18 protein-coding genes are annotated in these 19,260 nt (G+C 51.8%); 5 read left to right on the top strand and 13 right to left on the bottom strand.

Annotated features, from left to right (window positions below; translation table 11 throughout):
• Window positions 1-41: 41 nt before the first annotated feature.
• The 3 genes from rsxC to rsxA are packed head-to-tail and all read right to left on the bottom strand — an operon-like array spanning window position 42 to window position 3,250.
• Window positions 42-2,063, bottom strand: a complete 2,022-nt coding sequence (rsxC, locus tag GQ51_RS06295) for an electron transport complex subunit RsxC (RefSeq protein WP_047551179.1) — start codon at window positions 2,061-2,063, stop codon at window positions 42-44.
• A 2-nt stretch (window positions 2,064-2,065) separates the two neighbouring features.
• Entirely contained in the window at window positions 2,066-2,635 is a 570-nt protein-coding gene (rsxB, locus tag GQ51_RS06290; protein WP_047551176.1) for an electron transport complex subunit RsxB, read from the bottom strand.
• A gap of 21 nt (window positions 2,636-2,656) precedes the next feature.
• Window positions 2,657-3,250, bottom strand: coding sequence for an electron transport complex subunit RsxA (gene rsxA, locus GQ51_RS06285; protein ID WP_047551173.1), 594 nt, complete (start codon window positions 3,248-3,250; stop codon window positions 2,657-2,659).
• Window positions 3,251-3,458: 208 nt separating this feature from the next.
• Between rsxA and dapA the strand changes: the two genes are divergently transcribed.
• The 3 genes from dapA to GQ51_RS06270 are packed head-to-tail and all read left to right on the top strand — an operon-like array spanning window position 3,459 to window position 6,482.
• Window positions 3,459-4,334 (top strand): 4-hydroxy-tetrahydrodipicolinate synthase, encoded by an 876-nt coding sequence (gene dapA, locus GQ51_RS06280; protein ID WP_047551171.1) that lies wholly within the window; start codon window positions 3,459-3,461, stop codon window positions 4,332-4,334.
• A 27-nt stretch (window positions 4,335-4,361) separates the two neighbouring features.
• Window positions 4,362-5,663, top strand: coding sequence for an outer membrane protein assembly factor BamC (gene bamC, locus GQ51_RS06275; RefSeq protein ID WP_047551168.1), 1,302 nt, complete (start codon window positions 4,362-4,364; stop codon window positions 5,661-5,663).
• 45 nt (window positions 5,664-5,708) lie between these two features.
• Entirely contained in the window at window positions 5,709-6,482 is a 774-nt protein-coding gene (locus GQ51_RS06270) for an MBL fold metallo-hydrolase (RefSeq protein ID WP_047551165.1), read from the top strand.
• Between the two features lie 136 nt (window positions 6,483-6,618).
• On the opposite strand, the gene GQ51_RS06265 is transcribed toward GQ51_RS06270, so the two are convergent.
• The 4 genes from GQ51_RS06265 to GQ51_RS06250 form a co-directional block, all read right to left on the bottom strand.
• Window positions 6,619-6,849, bottom strand: a complete 231-nt coding sequence (locus GQ51_RS06265; RefSeq protein ID WP_047551161.1) for a hypothetical protein — start codon at window positions 6,847-6,849, stop codon at window positions 6,619-6,621.
• 188 nt (window positions 6,850-7,037) lie between these two features.
• The gene (locus tag GQ51_RS06260) at window positions 7,038-7,883 is read right to left on the bottom strand and encodes a secretin N-terminal domain-containing protein (protein ID WP_081987110.1); all 846 of its coding nucleotides are present in this window, start codon (window positions 7,881-7,883) and stop codon (window positions 7,038-7,040) included.
• Window positions 7,880-8,380: a DUF7931 domain-containing protein gene (locus GQ51_RS06255; RefSeq protein ID WP_047551158.1), complete on the bottom strand. Its 501-nt coding sequence runs from the start codon at window positions 8,378-8,380 to the stop codon at window positions 7,880-7,882. The genes GQ51_RS06260 and GQ51_RS06255 overlap by 4 nt, the downstream gene beginning before the upstream one ends.
• A 14-nt stretch (window positions 8,381-8,394) precedes the next feature.
• Window positions 8,395-9,582, bottom strand: a complete 1,188-nt coding sequence (locus tag GQ51_RS06250) for a cupin domain-containing protein (RefSeq protein WP_047551155.1) — start codon at window positions 9,580-9,582, stop codon at window positions 8,395-8,397.
• 202 nt (window positions 9,583-9,784) lie between these two features.
• Here GQ51_RS06250 and GQ51_RS06245 point away from each other — a divergent pair, with 202 nt between their 5' ends.
• Together GQ51_RS06245 and GQ51_RS06240 are read left to right on the top strand one after the other, a co-directional pair.
• A complete protein-coding gene (locus GQ51_RS06245) occupies window positions 9,785-10,801 on the top strand; it encodes a quinone-dependent dihydroorotate dehydrogenase (RefSeq protein ID WP_047551152.1) in 1,017 nt (338 codons plus the stop codon).
• 14 nt (window positions 10,802-10,815) lie between these two features.
• A complete protein-coding gene (locus tag GQ51_RS06240; RefSeq protein WP_081987109.1) occupies window positions 10,816-11,427 on the top strand; it encodes a glutathione S-transferase in 612 nt (203 codons plus the stop codon).
• A gap of 62 nt (window positions 11,428-11,489) precedes the next feature.
• On the opposite strand, the gene GQ51_RS06235 is transcribed toward GQ51_RS06240, so the two are convergent.
• From GQ51_RS06235 to secD, 6 genes are all read right to left on the bottom strand, one after another.
• Window positions 11,490-12,131, bottom strand: coding sequence for a trimeric intracellular cation channel family protein (locus GQ51_RS06235; protein ID WP_047553989.1), 642 nt, complete (start codon window positions 12,129-12,131; stop codon window positions 11,490-11,492).
• Between the two features lie 79 nt (window positions 12,132-12,210).
• Window positions 12,211-14,490, bottom strand: coding sequence for an ATP-dependent Clp protease ATP-binding subunit ClpA (gene clpA, locus GQ51_RS06230; RefSeq protein ID WP_047551148.1), 2,280 nt, complete (start codon window positions 14,488-14,490; stop codon window positions 12,211-12,213).
• 76 nt (window positions 14,491-14,566) lie between these two features.
• Window positions 14,567-14,878 carry an ATP-dependent Clp protease adapter ClpS gene (clpS, locus tag GQ51_RS06225; protein ID WP_047551146.1) on the bottom strand — a complete coding sequence of 104 codons (312 nt, stop codon included), beginning with the start codon at window positions 14,876-14,878 and terminating at the stop codon, window positions 14,567-14,569.
• Between the two features lie 114 nt (window positions 14,879-14,992).
• On the bottom strand, window positions 14,993-16,264 hold the full coding sequence (locus tag GQ51_RS06220; protein ID WP_047551143.1) for an HlyC/CorC family transporter: 1,272 nt from the start codon (window positions 16,262-16,264) through the stop codon (window positions 14,993-14,995).
• A 128-nt stretch (window positions 16,265-16,392) separates the two neighbouring features.
• A complete protein-coding gene (gene secF / locus GQ51_RS06215) occupies window positions 16,393-17,358 on the bottom strand; it encodes a protein translocase subunit SecF (RefSeq protein WP_047551140.1) in 966 nt (321 codons plus the stop codon).
• Window positions 17,359-17,391: 33 nt separating this feature from the next.
• The gene (secD, locus tag GQ51_RS06210; protein WP_047551137.1) at window positions 17,392-19,236 is read right to left on the bottom strand and encodes a protein translocase subunit SecD; all 1,845 of its coding nucleotides are present in this window, start codon (window positions 19,234-19,236) and stop codon (window positions 17,392-17,394) included.
• Window positions 19,237-19,260: the final 24 nt, after the last annotated feature.

Raw genomic sequence — 19,260 nt, 5'->3', positions numbered from 1 at the left:
TGTTTATCCTGGGATCAAAGTTTTATTTTGGCCTGTTGTGTTTAAGCTTCCGGGTCCGAATCCTGCGCCTTGGCTGCCTGCCTGGCTTTTTCTCGTATCGCATCAATTTCGCTGATTTCGGCTTTTACGGCGGGGCTGGCGTCCTCAACATTCCTGGGGGCAATGCCAGCCTGGGCTGCGGCCAGTTTCTGGGCTTTTGCGCGTTCGATTGCGGCGGCAATTAGTGCCTGTTTGTCTTTTTTTGCCTGGTCTGCTTTGGCTTGGTCTGCCTCGGTTTGCTCCGCTGCATGAGCTGGTTCAGCTTGCGCAGGCTGGCTGCTGCCAGCCGTATCCGCAGTTGCAGGTTTTTTCTGCGGTTCAGCTGACTGGGCTGCTGCTTTTAATGCTTTTGCGCGCTCGATTGCTGCAGCAATCGCGGCTTTTTTGGCGTCATCGGCACTTGCAGTAGCGGCCGGTGTTTCTGTGGCCGGCTTAGCCGGAGCAGTTTTGGCTTGTTCTGTTTTCGCGCTTTCTGCTGTTGCGCTTTCTGTTTTTACGGCATCTGTTTTTACGGCATCAGCAGTTTTTGCACTATCAGCTTTGCCGGCGGCTGCGCGTTCGGCATGTTTCTGGGCGCGTTCCAGTTTTTCGCGTTCAATGCGTGCCAGCCTGAATTCGTTGCGCTCGCGTGCAAGGTCGGCGGCCTCTTTCGCTTTGTCAGCGGCAATGATCTCGCTTTTGGCATAGCGGTAATATTGCACCAGGGGGATATTGCTTGGGCATACGTAGGTGCAGCAGCCGCATTCGATACAATCGAACAGGTTGTAGTCGCGTGCTTTTTCAAAATTGTCCGATTTTGAGAACCAGTAAAGTTCCTGTGGCTGCAGGTTTACCGGGCAGGCATCTGCACAGCGTGCGCAGCGTATGCATGGCATTGCCGGCGGTGGCGGGGCAAACAGGTCGGGCGTGGCTGCAATGATACAGTTTGCCGCTTTGGTGATCGGCACGTCTATCGTGGGCAGGTCAAAGCCCATCATCGGTCCGCCCATAATGAAATGCGTGGTGCCGGGCTTGGTGCCATCCGCGGCATCGATCAGGGTCTGCAGCGGTGTGCCGAACAGCACTTCAAAATTCCGCGGCGAGTTTACGCTGCCTGTGATCGTAACAATGCGGTCAACCGCAGGTTCGCCATATGCAAAATAGCGGTAAATCGCCAGTACCGTGGCCACGTTGAATACCTGTACGCCAACATCGGTGGAACGTTTGTCATGCGGGATCTCCATCCCCAGCACCAGATGGATCAGGCGGCGCGCATCACCGCTAGGGTACAGGGTAGGTACCACTTTGACCGATGTGCCGGGCAGGGCCTTGCAGGCTTCAGCCATGGCTGCGGTTGCTTCCGGCTTGTTGTCTTCTATGCCGACGATGCAGTTCTCGGCGCCGAGCAGGAATTTCACGATTTCCATGCCCTTGACGATTTCATCTGCACGTTCGCGCATCAGCATGTCGTCGCAGGTGATGTATGGCTCGCACTCTGCGGCATTGATTACCAGGGTATGTATGCCGGATCTGCCATCGGCGCGCACTTTGATGTGGGTGGGGAATGTTGCGCCACCCAGGCCAACGATGCCTGATGACCGCAGGTTCGCTACCAGTGTTTTTTTATCGGTATTGCGCCAGTCCACCGGATGCAGTGTTGTCCATTCATCCAGGCCATCCGGCGTCAGCGTGATGCACATGTCGGGCAGGCCTGACGGATGCGGAATAATCTCTTCACCGATGGCGGCCACCGTGCCGGAAGTCGGCGCATGAATGGCGGCTGATAATGTACCCTCGGCTTCTGCCAGCATTTGCCCTTTCAGGACGCGCTCACCTACCTGCACTTTGATTTTCGGAATGTAGCCTACATGCTGGCGCAATGGCAGGACAAGCCTTTCCGGAATGGCGAGTTTTTTAATCGGCGCGCTTGTGGACTGCTGTTTCTGGCCGTCCGGGTGTACGCCGCCATGAAATTTATGCACGGCATCGGTGTCTGCTGTCTGGCCGCGAATCAATCTGCTTGCGAATTGGATAATTGAGTTCATGATTAAACATGCCCTTCTTTAGCCGGCATTGCTTTAATCGGGATCACGGGGTATTTCCATTTCCAGTTGTCAGGGGTTTCGCCAATCGGTTTCATCGTGATGCAGTCTACCGGGCAGGGAGCAAGGCATAATTCACATCCGGTGCACTCTGAAGCAATAATGGTGTGCATGTGCTTTGCAGCGCCCAGAATGGCGTCTACCGGGCAGGCCTGGATGCAGAGCGTGCAGCCTATGCAGGTGTTTTCGTCAATGAACGCGACGGACTTCGGTTTAGGCAAGCCATGTTCCGCATTGAGCGGCTTGTATTCCACACCCATCAGGTCAGCCAGGGCGTGTGCGCCTGCATCCCCGCCGGGCGGACACTGGTTGATGTCGGCTTCGCCTTTGGCAATTGCCATTGCATAAGGCTTGCAGCCGGGATAGCCGCACTGGCCGCATTGAGTCTGCGGCAGAATTGCGTCAATACGCGCTACCAGCGGATCTCCTTCTACTTTGAATAAAAGCGCGGAAATGCCGAGCGTAATACCCAGCACCAAGGCCAGGCCGAGCATAATATAGAGGGCGGTCAACATATCAGGGGGCGTAATTTAAAGCTAATATTTATCAAGTCCGGCAAAACCCATAAATGCCAGGCTCATGAGTGATGCGGTGACCATGGCGATTGCCGAGCCTTTGAACACGGCCGGAACATCGGCGGCTTCGAGTCTTTCGCGCATGGATGCAAACAGGATGAGTACCATTGAAAAGCCAATCGCGCCGCCCATGCCGAAAAACAGCGATTCCAGAAAGCTGTGGCTGGACTGTGCGTTCAGCAGCGGAATGCCCAGTACTGCGCAATTGGTGGTGATGAGGGGCAGGAAAATACCCAAGGCCTGGTGCAGCGGAGGAAAATTCTTTTCCATGACCATTTCGGTAAACTGCACGACGCCTGCAATGACGACGATGAAGGATAAGGTGCGCAGGTAAAGCAGGCCGTTCGGTTCCAGCAGGTAGTGGTTGATGCCCCAGCTTGTCATGGAGCCTATACTCAATACAAAAGCCGTGGCGCCGGCCATGCCGACAGAGGCTTCCAGTTTTTTGGAAACCCCCATGAACGGACACAGCCCGAGGATCTTGACCAGCACAATATTGTTTACCAGTACTGTGCCAATCAAAATCATGATGTAGTGATGCAAGTCAAAAGCCATATTGAATTCTTCTGCTACAAAAGAGCGTACACAAGCCTGAATTATACCGTTTTTGCTACTGTGCTGATTCAATAAAGCGCAGCAAAAGTATTAAGACCTGTAAATATATTTAGTGTGTGTAAATAGCTTGTAAGTTTACGAATAGAGTGTGTTTATTTATTCGTCTTTTCAGTTAAAATGGAAGATTATAAATTGTTTTAGGTTTGCTATGTTGCAAGGCAGTATGGTCGCTATTGTTACGCCTATGTATGAAGATGGGCGTCTGGATATTCCATCGTTAAGCGCGCTGATTGATTTTCATATTGATCAGGGTACGGATGGGATTGTTATCGTTGGCACTACCGGTGAATCACCCACGGTAGATTTTGAAGAACATTGCCTGCTGATTGAAACAGCCGTGAGCCAGGTGAATGGCCGGGTACCGGTGATCGCCGGTACCGGAGCCAACTCCACTAAAGAGGCAATCGAACTGACGCAGAAAGCCAAAGACCTGGGTGTGGATGCCTGTCTCCTGGTTGCGCCATACTACAACAAGCCTACGCAAGAAGGCTTGTACCAGCATTTTAAAGCCGTTGCCGATGCGGTTCAGATTCCGCAGATCCTGTACAACGTACCTGGCCGTACCGGCTGTGACATCACAAACGACACAACGCTGCGCCTGGCAGCCCATCCGAATATCGTCGGTATCAAAGATGCGACGGGTGGCCTGGAGCGCGGCACAGACTTGCTGTTAAGGGCGCCGAAAGATTTTGCCGTATTCAGCGGCGATGATGCGACTGCGATGCCATTGATGCTGCTGGGTGCACGGGGTGTGATTTCCGTAACGGCCAATGTAGCGCCGAAACTAATGCATGAAATGTGTGTCTCTGCTGTGGCGGGTGATGTGAACCTGGCGCGTGAAATTAATGCAAAACTGTTTGCATTGCACCAGAAACTGTTCGTTGAAGCCAATCCGATCCCGGTGAAATGGGTGCTGCAGCAAATGGGCATGATCAAGACCGGCATTCGCCTGCCATTAGTGAACCTGTCAGCCCAGTATCACGATGTATTGCGCGCAGCATGCAAGGCAGCCCAGATTCTTTAACGTAATACTTTAAGCAAAGAGGTTTGAATGAAACAAGTCAATATCGAGTCAACCCAGATTGATATTCAACACGTTAAGGCTAGAACAACATCATTATTGTTACCTTTATTATTGCTGGCTAACTTAACTGCCTGTGATTCCATCCCTTTTATCGATAATACCTCGGATTATAAAGGTGCTGGTCGTTCGCGCCCATTGGAAGTTCCGCCGGACCTGACTGCCAGCCCGAGCAGTGATACCTATGCGGTTCCGGGCAGTACCAGTTATTCAAGCTATACCCAGGCGCAGGAAGGCCAGGAAATCGGTGTTGAGAAAGTGCTGCAGACACCTGAAGGCGTTCGTCTTGAGAGATCTGGTGCACAAAGCTGGCTCGTTGTGGATGCGCCTGCCGAGAAAATATGGCCTGTGGTGCGTGAGTTCTGGATTGATATGGGGTTTGCTGTGCGTGTCGAGAATGCGCAGATCGGTGTCATGGAAACCGAATGGGTTGAATCTGATGCTATCAAGAAAGATACGTCAGGCAATGCGCTGGATAAATTCGATAAATGGCTGGATAAGTTATCCGGTTTTGCTGACAGGAAAAAATTCCGCACGCGCCTGGATCGCGGTACTGAAGCCGGCACGACAGAAATCTACATGACCCACCGTTCGGTATCCGGTGCGCCGGATGACGGCAAGACCCGTATCCAGACCCAGTTAGGTGAAATTGAAACCGGCTACAGGGCGGATGCCAAAAATGCACCTAAAGCCGATGCGAGCGATGCCGAACTTGATGCGGAGTTGCTGCGTCGCTTGATGGTGAAGCTCGGCATTGAGGAGCAGAAATCCAAATCCATCCTTGCTGAAGCCGTTGTCATCAAACGCGCTGAGGTTGTGAAAGAATCAGACGGCAGCGCAAGATTGCTGTTGAATGACCAGTTTGACCGTGCATGGCGCCGCGTTGGCCTTGCGCTGGACAGGATAGGTTTCGTGATCGAAGATAAAGACCGTTCCAATGGTTTGTTCTTCGTACGTTATGCGGATGTTGATATTGACGATACCCCCAAGAAAAAGAAAGGCCTGATGGAAAGCTTGAAGTTCTGGGGTGACGATGATAAAAAAGAAGCGCAGACACCGGCTCAGAAAGAGCAGAAGAGCATAGTTGATAGCCTTAAGTTCTGGGGTAGTGATGATAAAGGCAAAACCAATCCGGACAAGCAATATCGCATTAAAGTCGCAGACAGCGATGCAGGCAATGCGGTCGTCACAGTGGTGGATGCGAGCGGTGCCCGCGTGCGTACAACGACAGCCAACCGCATCATTGCTTTGATGTATGAGCAGCTGAGATAATTGCTGCAGCAAGAATCGCTGTAGTATTTTCAGAAAGGTAAGCTGATGCGCTTTGCCTCGCTAGGTAGCGGTAGTGCTGGCAATGCACTGGTTGTAGAGGTCGGGCGGACGCGTTTGATGCTGGACTGCGGTTTCAGCGTCAAAGAGACCTTGGCCAGGCTGGCGCGTCTAAACCTGGCGCCTTCTGATATCAACGGCATCGTCATCACCCACGAGCACGATGACCATGCCGGCGGCGCGTTCAAGTTCGCTGCCAGGCATGATATCCCGGTATGGCTGACCTATGGCACCCTGAAAATGGTGCCGCGTTATTTCCCTAGCCAGCATGCGCTGCAACTGCATGTAATCGATTCGCATACAGCGTTCACAGTCCATGATATCGAAGTGCAGCCTTACCCGGTGCCGCACGATGCGCGGGAGCCCGTTCAATACGTGTTTTCTGACGGCAGCAGGCGCTTGGGCGTGCTGACTGATGTAGGCCGCATCACGCCACATATAGAAGATAATTTGAGCGGGTGTAATGCGCTTGTGCTTGAATGCAACCATGATGCAGCGATGCTGCAGAATGGCCCTTACAGCTGGCCGCTAAAGAAACGCGTAGGCGGTGACCTGGGGCATCTGGAGAATGGCGATTCCGCTAATCTGTTATCCAGGCTCGATAATAGCAGGCTGCAGCATATTGTGGCAGCGCATCTCAGTGCTAAAAATAATACACCGCTGCTGGCAAAGACTGCCTTGGCCAATGTGCTGGGGTGTGCGTCTGATTGGGTCGGTGTTGCGGATCAAGTGCAGGGATTTGACTGGAGATCGATTATTTAGCTTGGCATGCTGAATTGCATGGATACTGAATTATATGGATTCTGGGTTGTAAGGATTCTGAATTGCGTAGTTTTTTAACAACAATAAAAAAGCCGACTGGAAGTCGGCTTTTTTGCAGTTATTGCTAGCTAATTAATTACTTAGCAGCTTCAGCAGGAGCAGCTTCAGCAGCTGGTGCAGCTTCAGCAGCAGGTGCAGCTTCGGCAGCAGGTGCAGCTTCGGCAGCAGGAGCTTCAGCAGCTGGTGCAGCTTCAGCAGCAGGAGCTTCAACAGCTGGAGCTTCAGCAGCAGGAGCTTCAGCAGCTTTTTCGCCACAAGCAGTAACAGCAAGAGCTAATAATGCAGCAAGTAAGATTGAACGTGTCATTTTTGATTTCCTTAAGGGTTTAAACTAGTTAAAAAACTTTTTTCGATAACTGCCTAAAACTTTTACCAATTAGCTATACCGAGTGGCGCAAATTCTACCAGTAATTATGAAAAAAAACAGCTAAATTCGAGGCTTTGTATAGCTTTTTTAAAAAAAAGTTCTTGGCTTTATTGTTTTTTTTCAGTTAGCTATTCAACTTTGATAAAAAGTTGGCCGTCTGAAGACTGGGAATCGCTCTGCCAGCTGAGAATCGCCCGGCTGACATCATCTTTGTTAAGCATGATACCGGCCAAGTCTACCCACTCTCCGCGACTGGCGCGTATGGTTGTGGTCAGTGCTTCGAAATCTATCGTTCCCCTTTGATTTAATTGAGAAAACCTGGGGGTGATCTCTAACTCTACCAGGTTGCCGATGGTTCTCGGACGTACGGAAAAGCCAGTGTCTATCGCAATAAATTCGGTTGTACGCTGCGTGCTGATATAACGATGTGTCAGGCTAACCCATTCCTGTGTGTATGGAATGGACTGGCCGACACTGATGAAGGCTTTTTCGCCGTCTATTACCTGGATAAACTGACTGTTAAGGCTGTTGCTTCTCACTTGACGGTTTTCGACGTTCAATGAGGCGCCATCTCTTGCCGTGCGTTGCCTGCTGTCCGTTTCTACCACAATATTACCGATACGTTTGCGTATCGTCATGTTGGCGTTGCTTTTATCTGCATTGGTACTTTTATTGCGGTTAACCGTGATTTTAAGGTTTTGGCGGGCGGTATCAAGCGTGCTGATAAGCTGCTCGATTTCTGCCATGTTTTCTGCGCTGGTGCGTATGATCAGGTTGTTCTGCATGGCACTGGCGGTGCCGCCGCTGCCGACTAAAGGTTGAATTGCCGGCAGGATGTCTTCAGCAAAACGATGCTGCAGGGTAATGATCTTGAATTCTGCAGCCGCTTCGGCATGCAGTCCCAGGCAAAAACAGGTGATGAAAATCAGGCAGAGTCGAAACAATCGGGAGGCTTGATACGGGGCGTTTATCATAGTCCGAGTGGCCTTAAAGTGACGGCATCGCCTATGGCATCCGTTAATTCCATGAACCGGTTGTTCAGGGTCTCTACATTCTTGCGGTCGTTGAATGCATATTTAAACCGTGCCTGGTCGATGTGTATGCGTTTTATGTAATGCTCACCGTCAGCCAGGATAAAGCAATCTTTAGCATGCCTGGCCGAGCTGTTGGTCACATGGACGTGCATCTTATGCCCATAAATCTGCAGCAGTCCAGCCAGTCGCGGGCATTTCTGCTGGAAGTAGCCTGCATCCTGCAAGATAATCGTAAGTTCGCTGGCAATGTTGGCGCTGAGGAAATTCTGCAGGTAATTGAAACTCTCCAGGCTGGAAAAGCTGCCGCGGCTCAGATCCTGATCGAAGATCAGCAATTCGCGCTGAGCGCTTTTCAGGATCAGGCCGACTGCTTCATTGTAAAGCTGCTCTCCCGAGATGATCGTGTCAGGTTCAAGAATGGTATTGGCGCTGGTCATGGTGGAAATGGCATCTAGTCGTTAATGTGAAGAAATCCGGCCAGGTACCAGAGATGCAATTGCTGCAATAACCGCGGATCGACCGGCAGGCTGCTGCCGAGTTCATCCGCACTGAGTACGCGCAGGTTGGCTAGCCTGGTCAGTAGTGCGGCGGCTTCACCTGTGAAAGCTGCGGCCTCGCCATTCAGATAAAAAGTATTGCCGGTAAACAGCATCTGGCTTTTCAGGTCGAGTACGATGCCATGCTTGACCAGCTGTTTATTGAAATTACTCAGGCTGGTTTTCTTGTTCGCATCGAACACGACATCAGGTTTAGGCTCCGAGAGGTAAGTGCCCAGGAAGTCCGCCACATGATGATCTGACCACTGGATGTTTCTCAGGATAGCCGACACCTTGGCGACCATGGAGCCGCTGATCTCTGCGGCATGTTCCTGCAAGCCGAGGTCGGCATCTTCATACATGCCGGCCAGCGTTGTCTGTTCCTGGTTCAGCTTATCCTGCATGTAGCCAAGAAACTCCGTTGCAAGTTCCTGGTTCTTAGGGGCGCGAAAGCCGATGGAGTAGGTCATGCAGTCTGTCTTGCCGTCGCTGACGGCTATGCCCCAGTGTGCAAGGTGCGGCGGCAGGTAGAGCATGTCTCCTGCTTCCAGCAGCCACTCCTGCGCCGTGTCGAAATTTTTCAGTATGCGTAGCGGAGCGCCATCTACCAGGCTGAGGTCAGTCTGCTCGCTGACGCGCCACAGCCGCTTGCCCTGGCCTTGCAGCAGAAATACATCATAGCTGTCAAAATGCGGGCCGACACTGCCGCCATCGGGTGCGTAACTGACCATCAGGTCATCCAGCCTGGCATGCGGGATAAAGTCGAATTGCTGCAACAGCTGGCTGGCCTCAGGCAGGTAATGGTTTACGGATTGCACCAGCAGGGTCCAGCGGTGTTTTGGATCCGGCTTTTCAGGCAATCCGGCAAAATCTTCATCATCAAAAGGGCCGTGGCTTGCGTGCCATTGGCCATTGATTTCCTCAACAATGCGTGACTGCACTTCGTCTTCACACGCCAACCCGGCCAGCTCCTCAGGACTCAGTAATCCCTTGAAGCCGGGGACGGCATTCTTGATCAGGAGTGGCTTCTTATGCCAGTAGCCGGATAGGAATTCTGCGGGTGTCAGTCCGCCCAGTAGTTGCAGTGCTTGGTTTTTTGCCATGATGATGATTTCAGTTTCTGCTGTTCAGCCAGGTAAACATTATGCCATTGCTGCGTTAAGGTGACTATGCGCTCGTGGCCTGGCACTATGGAAATATATATTCAACCAAGGCGCATTCAGCAAAGGCATGTAGATGCCGTGAAATCGGACTGGCATTGCTTGCGGCAATCATGACTGCGTATTTTTAAAGTAAAATCACGGTATGAATACTTACTCACTTATTAAGCCCCTGCTATTTCAGCTTGATGCTGAAACCGCGCACGATTTCACCTTGAAAAGCCTGCAATGCGCAGAGCGGTCCGGATTGTTAAAGCTCTATCCACAGGCGCCTGCCTGTGCGCCACGGCAGGTCATGGGAATCACCTTTCCCAATGCGGTTGGCCTTGCGGCAGGATTGGATAAAAATGGCGCGGTTATTGATGGCATGGCCGCATTGGGTTTCGGTTTTATTGAAATCGGCACGGTCACGCCGCGACCGCAGCCAGGCAACCCCAAGCCCCGTTTGTTCCGGGTTAAAGAGGCACAAGGCATTATCAATCGATTCGGTTTTAATAACCTGGGGGTGGACAACCTGATTGAAAATGTGAAAGCTGCAAATTACAAAGGTGTGCTTGGCATTAACATCGGCAAGAATTTTGATACGCCAAATGAAAAAGCGGTGGACGATTATTTGATCTGCATGCGTAAAGTGTATGCCTATGCCAGTTACATCACGGTCAATATTTCATCACCCAACACCAAGAACCTGCGCGCCCTGCAGGAAAAAGAGGCTTTATCGGATTTGCTCGCTGCATTAAAGCAGGCGCAGCTGGAACTGGCGCAGCGACATGGCCGCTATGTGCCGGTTGCATTGAAGATCGCACCTGACCTGGAGCGTGAGCAAGTCAATGAAATTGCTGATCTGCTGGTGGCACACAAAATCGACGCCGTGATTGCAACCAATACCACGCTGGCCAGGGAGCAGGTGCAGGGGATGGGGAACGCTAATGAAACCGGTGGATTATCCGGCGCTCCGGTACGCGAAAAATCTACACTGGTGATTCAGCAGCTGTCGCAGCGCTTGCAGGGGGCGCTGCCGATCATTGGTGTAGGCGGCATTCTGAATAGCGCTGATGCGGTTGAGAAAATCGCGGCCGGTGCCAGTCTGGTGCAGGTTTACAGCGGCCTGATCTACAAAGGGCCTGCGCTGGTACATGATATTTGCAGGTCATTGGGTTAACACCGGCCACTGAAATGGCATTGCCTGTCCTTTATTCCTATCGACGCTGCCCTTATGCGATGCGTGCACGCATGGCGCTCAGTTATGCCGGCATAGCCGTTGAAATCCGTGAAGTATCACTCAAGGACAAACCTGCACACCTGTTGCAAGTGTCTCCCAAAGGCACGGTGCCGGTACTGATTCTGGAAGACGGGTTGGTGCTCGAGCAAAGCCTGGACATCATGCGCTGGGCATTGCAGCAGCATGATCCGGATGGCTGGCTGCGTGAAGAACTGCGGCAGCAGGAACTGCTGGTCGCAGAGAATGATGGTGCGTTCAAGCAGAACCTGGATCGATATAAATATGCGATCCGTTTCCCCGAACACTCTGCTGAACATTACAGGCAGCAGGGTGAGCGGTTCCTGGAAAAGCTCGAGCAGTATTTGCAGCACAATGTTTTCTTGTTTGGGGACACGATCGGCCTGGCTGATATCGCGATCTTTCCATTTATCCGCCAGTTTGCCGCAGTAGATCATGCGTGGTTTGAAACTGCAGCTTATCCCAAGCTTAAATTGTGGCTGCAGTCTCTGGTAAATTCGGCATTGTTTGAATCCGTGATGGTCAAGCATCCAAGCTATACCGGTTGATGGCATTGGGCTGGAGCATCCAGTACTGCTGCTGCGATGACCGCTGTAGCAGGCGCTCCGGTTTATTCGGCCTCTATTTTCCAGCCTGGCAGACGCCAGCCAAGGTAGATTGCGGTAATCCTGAAAATGAAGATCAAACCGGCAGGCACGAAAATGCAGAGCCACTGCGGCACGTGAACTGCATTGAGGGCGACGACCAGCAGACTGCCGGAAAATGCAATGACGGCATACGGCTGGTAATCATTAAAGGCTTTTGGAATTTCGTTACAGAATATATCACGCAGTACACCGCCGAATACCGCGGTCATCACACCCATCAAGGCGCAGATAATCACGGGCATTTGCAGATTCAAGGCGATCTGTGTACCCAGTGCCGCATATAACCCCAGCCCCAGTGCATCAGGCACCAGGATCGCGCGTTCGGTGAGCTGTATATGCCGGTTGCGCATGAAGATCATCGCAAACAGGCAAAGCATCAGCATCAGCCATAGCCAGTTTGCATGGTCTACCCAGAAAAATGGCCGCCTATCCAGCAGCACATCGCGCAAAGTGCCGCCGCCAAAGGCGGCAACCCCTGTTACGACAAACACGCCGAATGCATCCAGCTTCTTTCTGGCGCCTGCGATCAGGCCCGAGAGCGCAAATGCCAGTGTCGCGCATACCTCTATGGGTACCTGAAAGGTAGAAGCGGTTACGATGACCATAGGCATGTTGTCCGTAGCATGTAATGGGTGTGACCCCGGCTTTGGTTTAACAGCACGCCTGCGCCAGGCTGGCGTGCTGTTAATCTACTGTTGTAGCAGTATCGATATCCTCATTGGTTCTGCTGGCTGCAAAAATGAGTTTGACTTCATCTTTATCATCAATATCTACATGCACGCTGCCACCGTTAGCCAGTTTGCCGAATAGCAGCTCATCCGCCAATGCCTTGCGGATCGTGTCCTGGATCAGCCTTGCCATCGGACGTGCGCCCATGAGCGGATCAAAGCCTTTTTTGCCCAGGTAGGCCTTCAATTTGTCGCTGAAAGTAGCCTCGACTTTTTTCTCATGTAGCTGGTCTTCAAGCTGGATCAGGAATTTATCCACTACGCGGATGATGATGTCCGTTGATAATGATGAGAATGAAACGACTGCATCCAGGCGATTGCGGAACTCGGGTGAGAACAGGCGTTTGATATCGGCTTGTTCATCGCCGGCCTGTTTCGAATCCATAAAGCCCATACTGGACTTGGACAGGTTTTCGGCGCCGGCATTGGTGGTCATGATGATGGTCACATTCCTGAAGTCGGCTTTGCGGCCATTGTTGTCAGTCAGTGTGCCATTGTCCATCACCTGCAGCAGGATATTGAAAATGTCCGGGTGCGCTTTTTCGATTTCATCCAGCAGCAACACGCAGTAAGGGTGTTTGGTGATGGCTTCGGTCATCAGGCCGCCCTGTTCAAAGCCCACATAACCCGGAGGCGCACCGATCAGGCGTGAAACCGCATGGCGCTCCATGTATTCACTCATGTCAAAGCGGATCAGTTCAATGCCCATGATGTAGGCCAGCTGCTTGGCGACTTCGGTTTTACCTACCCCGGTCGGGCCGCTGAACAAGAAGCTGCCTATGGGTTTGTTGTTGTGGCCCAAGCCGCTGCGCGCCATTTTCACCGCAGAAGACAATGCTTCTATGGCTTTATCCTGGCCGAATACAACGGCTTTCAGGTCGCGTTCCAGTGTTTTAAGCGCATTGCGGTCATCCGTTGAAATGTTCTTGGGCGGAATACGTGCAATTTTCGCGATAATGTCTTCGATCTCTTTATTGCCGATGACTTTTTTCTGTTTGGACTTAGGCAGGATGCGCTGTGCTGCACCGGCCTCATCAATCACATCAATTGCTTTGTCAGGCAGGTGGCGGTCGTTAATGTATTTGGCTGAGAGCTCGGCTGCGGTCATGAGTGCGCTGGCCGTATATTTCACGCTGTGATGCGATTCAAAGCGCGACTTGAGGCCTTTGAGTATTTCAATGGTTTCAGCAACGCTGGGTTCAGTGACATCGATCTTCTGGAAACGGCGGGAGAGCGCGTGGTCTTTTTCGAAGATGCCGCGGTATTCCTGGTAGGTTGTAGCACCTATGCACCTGAGCGAACCATTCGAGAGCGCCGGTTTTAACAGGTTGCTGGCATCCAGGGTGCCGCCGCTGGCCGAACCGGCACCAATCAGCGTATGGATTTCATCAATAAACAGGATCGCGTCCGGTTTTTCCTCAAGCTGCTTCATGACGGCCTTCAGGCGCTGCTCAAAGTCACCGCGATATTTGGTACCGGCAAGCAGGGCGCCCATGTCCAGCGAGTAGACCACGCCGTTGGCAAGCACGTCCGGAATGTCTTTTTCAACAATGCGGCGTGCCAGGCCCTCTGCAATCGCAGTTTTGCCTACACCGGCTTCGCCTACCAGCAGCGGGTTGTTCTTGCGGCGGCGGCACAGGGTCTGTACCACGCGTTCCAGTTCCGATGTGCGGCCGATCAAGGGGTCGATCTTGCCGGCTGCGACCTGCGCGTTCAGGTTGACTGTATAGTTTTCCAAAGCGCCGTTCGGTGGTGCTTCGGTGTCGGATTCCGCTTCGCCGCCTTCAGGCTTCGCAGTTTCGCCGACTTTAGAGACGCCGTGGGAAATGTAATTGACTACATCCAGGCGCGTAATGCCCTGTTGATGCAGGAAGAAAACCGCATGCGAATCTTTCTCGCCGTAAATCGCAACCAGGATATTCGCGCCGGTCACTTCTTTTTTTCCAGATGACTGGACATGCAGCATGGCACGCTGGATGACGCGCTGAAACCCCAGTGTAGGCTGCGTGTCAACTTCATCCTGCCCCATCACGGTTGGCGTATGTTCTTCGATGTATTGATTAAGCTCGGTGCGCAGTACTTCCAGTTTCGCGCCACAAGCGCGCAAGACCTCGGCCGCTGTGGGATTGTCGATCATGGCGAGCAGCAGATGCTCAACCGTGATGAGCTCATGGCGCTTTTGCCTAGCGTCCATAAAGGCCATATGCAAACTTACTTCTAACTCTTGCGCGATCATTCCGATACCTGACTTTCTTTTATATTCATAAACATTTCTATCAATGCATCCAAACCTTGCATTGATAGAAATGCCCTTATGCTATTTCAATGATGCATTGCAGGGGATGTTGCGCTTCCCTTGCATGGTTCATTACCTGGCTCATTTTAGTTTCTGCAATATCCTGCGGGTAAACCCCACAGACACCAACGCCCTCGATATGCACTTTGAGCATAATTTGAGTCGCTTGTTCACGACTTTTGCTAAAAAAGCGTTCTATCGTTTCAACAACAAACTCCATTGGGGTGTAATCGTCGTTTAACAGCATTACCTTGAACATGGGGGGCAATTTTGGTTTTGCAACCTCAGGTTTAAGTACGGTATTACTTTCGTGTGCAGGGTTCGCCATAATCTGAATCTGGTTGGTTGAATCTATTGTGAGCCAAATACTAAAAAATTCAAGGGTAATTTTAGCTGCAGCAGACAGGATGATGCAGCTAAACTGACAGGGCCGCTTGCAGGCTTAAGGGAATATCTTGACGCTCTTCACGATCCTGTCCTGGGTCTGGATGATTTCCAGACGGTGGGAGCCTATCTTGAAGCTGGTATTGGGCTCCGGTATATCTTCAAAATGCTCCAGTATCAGCCCGTTGAGTGTGCGCGGGCCGTCCAGCGGCAGGCTTAGCTTCAATTTTTTATTGAGGTCGCGTAACGAGCTGCTGCCGTCTACGAACCAGCCGCCATCTTCTTCCTGGCGGTAACTTCCGGTGCGCGACGGGGATTGGGTCGTGAAGTCACCGATGACTTCTTCCAGAATATCTTCCAGGGTGACCATGCCTTTAAATTCACCGTATTCGTCGACCACTAATGCTACACGCTCCTGGTTTTCCTGGAACTGCTGGATTTGTGTGAAAAGCGGCGTGCCGGATGGGATGAAGTACGGCTCGGCAATGACTTCGAGCAATGCTTCTTTATCAAGCTCATGACCATGCAGATGTTCACGCAGGCGACTGATCACCTTGCGTACATGCAATATACCGATGATCTCCTCATGCTCGCCCTGACGTACAGGCAAGCGGGTATGCAGGCTGTTTGAAATGTGCTGCAGCACATCTTCAACCGGCAGGTCGAAGTTGATGCTTTCGACCATGGTGTGCGCTGTCATCACATCATCTACAGTGATTTTCTCAAGTTCGAACAGGTTCAACAGGATGGTGCGGTGCTTCTGCGGCATGAAATGCCCGGCATCGGTGACGATGCTGCGCAGTTCGTCCATGGTCAGTGACTGCGTAGACTGTTCAAAGTTGACCCTTACCCGCAGCAGTTTTAATAGCCCGCCAACAAACAGGTTAACGAACCAGACGGCAGGGTATAGCACTTTAAGCAGCGGGTAGAGGATGTAGCTGCAGAATATGCCGAGCTTTTCAGGGTAAGCCGCGGCAATCACTTTTGGGGAGATTTCACTGAATACGAGAATCGCAAAGGTGACCGCGAGGGTGCCAAACATCAGCACCCATTCACCTTCACCGAACAGTTCGACGGTGATCACCGTGACCAGTGTCGCGGAGGCTGCGTTGGCAAAGTTGTTGCAGAGCAGGATGACGCCAAGTAATTTATCTGTTTTTGCGAGCAGTGCACTGGCAAGCCGCGCGCCGCGATTGCCTTCTTTTACCAGGTGACGCAGCCGGTAGCGGTTGAGTGACATCAGGCTGGTTTCTGCAATTGAAAAAAATGCAGAAATAAGCAGCAGCAGCGCAAGGCCGCCTAATTGCCATGAAATAGGAATGTTATCCAATGGGGTGTGGTGATGCTGTTGATGAAATCAAGAGTTTATACGTGAGAGGCGATGCAAGGCAAGTAAGGTGATTCACTTACTGTACAAACGGTGTGCGCAGTACAGTAAGTGATGATTGATGTGTGGCGTTAAGCGAACTCAGATGGATCGGGTTCCACTACTTTTTCTTTTTTATCGCCTTCTTTCTTTTCGGTCTCGCCGACCAGGTTGGCGCGGCTGACGCCCAGCCACATTGCAATAGGGCTTGCCACCAGTACGGAAGAGTAGATGCCGAACAGGATGCCGATAGTCAGCGCCAGAGCAAAGTTATGCAGCACTTCGCCGCCGAACAGCAGCATTGAACCCACCATGGTCTGCGTCATCAGGTGGGTAATCACTGTACGTGACATCGTGCGGGTGATCGCATTATCGATCACTTGCGTCACGCTGGCCTTGCGCATTTTGCGGAAGTTTTCGCGCACACGGTCAAACACCACCACCGATTCGTTCACTGAGTAACCTAGAACTGCCAGCACCGCGGCAAGTACGGTAAGGTTGAACTCCCACTGAAAGAATGCAAAGAAGCCAAGAATAATCACCACGTCGTGCATGTTTGCGATAATCGCGGCAATAGCAAAACGCCATTCAAAGCGCATCCACAGGTAAAGCATGATGCCTGTACATACAAAGAACAGTGCCAGGCCGCCATTCTCGTAAAGTTCGTCACCCACCTGCGCCCCTACGGACTCTACGCGACGGACTTCAGCGGTTGCGTCGGCCTTCACCAGTGCTGCCTTCACCTGTTCTGATAATTGCGACACGGAAAGCTCTGGCTTCACCGGCAGGCGGATCAGCACATCATGGCTGGAGCCGAAGTTCTGCACGGTCGCTTCTTTTAAGCCGATGCTGTCAACTGCCTTGCGCACGCTTTCCAGGTTGGCGGCTTGTGGGTAATTGACTTCCATGACGGTACCGCCGGTAAAGTCGACACCGAAATTCAGGCCGCGTGTGACCAGGAAGAAAATCGCTAATATGAACGTCACCAATGATATAGTCGTCGTTAGACGGCCATAACTCATGAACGGGATGTCCTTTTTTATTCTGAATAATTCCATAATTTGTACTCTGGCGTTCTGATAATGTTAGGGTTAGGCTTTATAAATCTGACCGACTGAAAGTTTGGTCAGCTTGCGACGGTAGCCATAGATAGCATTGATGATTGCACGTGATACTACAACTGCACTGAACATCGAAGTCAGGATGCCCAGCACGTGAACTACCGCAAAGCCCTTAATCGGGCCAGTGCCGAACATGAACAGTGCCAGGCCGGCAATCATCGTGGTGATGTTGGAGTCCAGGATCGTATCGAATGCACGGTCATAGCCTGCGTGGATGCTTGCCTGCGGAGTATTGCCGTTGCGCATTTCTTCACGTACGCGCTCATTGATCAGCACGTTTGCATCAATCGCCATCCCCAGCGCCAGTGCAATCGCCGCCAGGCCAGGCAAGGTCAGCGTGGCCTGCAGCATGGATAATATTGCCACCAGCAGCAGCAGGTTGATGGCAAGTGCCATGACAGATACCATGCCGAATGCCACGTAGTAAATCATCATCATGACGGCAATGGCTGCAAAGCCCCACAATGTGGAGTGAATGCCGCGATTGATGTTGTCCTGACCCATGCTTGGGCCGACGGTACGTTCTTCAATGATATCCATAGGTGCGGCAAGTGCGCCGGCACGCAGCAGCAATGAAATGTCCGTGGCTTCCTGTGTGTTGGCCATGCCTGAGATCTGTACGCGGCCACCGCCGATTTCTTCGTTAATGACCGGTGCCGTCACGACTTCGGTGTTGCCTTTCTCGATCAGTAATATTGCCATGCGTTTACCGACGTTTTCACGTGTAACCTGCTGGAATACGCGCGCGCCGCGGCCGTCAAGGGTTACGTTAACGACTGACTGGCCGGTCTGGCCATTGATGCCGGGACCTGCATCGGTGATGTAGTCACCGGTCAGCACAACGTTCTTTTTAACCAGGATCGCCCGGCCTTCGCGATCTTTAAATACTTCGTCACCGACTGGTGCCTGGCCTTTTTCGGCATTTTCAAGTGTGGCCGGGTCGGACTTCTCTTCATCAACCAGGCGGATTTCCAGGGTCGCGGTGCGTCCCAGGATCTCTTTTGCTTTGGCGGTATCCTGTACGCCCGGCAACTGGACGACTACACGGTCAGTACCTTGCTGCTGGATAATCGGTTCCGCTACCCCCAGCTCATTGATACGGTTGTGCAGGGTCTGGATGTTCTGTTTGAGTGCAAAATCCTGAATGCGTTTTTGTTCAACGGCATTCAGTGATGCGGTCAGCAGTTTGTATTCGCTGTTGGCACTGTCTTTAAGTGTCAGGTTTGGGTATTCCTTGCTCAGGATTTTTCTGGCTTTTTCAAGTTCGGCTGTGTTCGTGAAGCGAATCTGTACGGTCTGGCCTTCACGGCTGACACCGGCATATGAGATGCGCTCTTTGCGCAATGCGGTCCTGAAATCGCCGATGAAACGCTCCGCTGCTTTATCCAGCGCAGCTTTCATGTCTACCTGCAGCAGGAAATGCACGCCGCCACGTAAATCCAGACCGAGGTACATGGGTTTGGCGCCCAGGCTGCGCAGCCAGTCCGGCGAACGGGAAAGCAGGTTCAGTGCAACGGTATAGTCGTTGCCTAAATTGGCCTGCAGAATATCTTTTGCCTTGATTTGCGTGTCGGTATTGTTAAAGCGCGCCTTGACGCCACGGGCATCCAGATAGATGCCATCAAATGCGATGTTTTCTTTTTTGAAAATGGCTTCTACCTGACCGAGTAAAGCCGGATCAAGTTTGGAGGTGCTTTTAGCAGGAGTAATCTGTACCGCTGGAGATTCGCCAAAGAAGTTTGGAATCGTGTAAATAAAGCCAATCAAAATCACGATGGCAATAAAAATGTTTTTCCACATTGGATAGCGGTTCATAGTCAGGCTCTAATCAATTCTTTG

Source organism: Methylotenera sp. G11 (assembly GCF_000799735.1).
Taxonomy (GTDB): domain Bacteria; phylum Pseudomonadota; class Gammaproteobacteria; order Burkholderiales; family Methylophilaceae; genus Methylotenera.
This window is presented reverse-complemented; position numbering and strand designations above follow the sequence as displayed.